The 300-nt window shown below is 49.7% G+C and carries 1 protein-coding gene; it reads left to right on the forward strand.

Annotation, left to right across the window (positions count from 1 at the left end; translation table 11 throughout):
* Nucleotides 1–69: 69 nt before the first annotated feature.
* The coding region (locus NE473_RS31320; RefSeq protein ID WP_256265661.1) for an MATE family efflux transporter at nt 70–300 on the forward strand (231 nt) is incomplete at its 3' end.

The raw sequence follows: 300 nt of genomic DNA on the forward strand, positions 1-300 counted from the left end.
AGGTTATAATCATTCTGGAAATATAAGGGATTGATCAAAGGAAAAAAAGAGAATCGGGAGAAAAATGGAATGGCCAAAATTAGGACAATGACGGAGGGTCATCCGCTGAAGCTTATTTTCGCGTTTTCACTGCCTCTGATGTTTGGCAATGTATTTCAGCAGTTTTACACGGTGGTGGACACGATGGTGGTCGGCCAGGCGCTGGGAGTCGGAGCGCTGGCAGCGCTCGGCGCCGCGGACTGGCTCAACTGGATGGTATTGGGGATGATTCAGGGCATTTCCCAGGGGTTTGCCATATTG

It is taken from the genome of Hungatella sp. SL.1.14, from assembly GCF_024460495.1.
In the GTDB taxonomy this organism is placed as follows: Bacteria; Bacillota; Clostridia; order Lachnospirales; family Lachnospiraceae; genus Hungatella; species Hungatella hathewayi.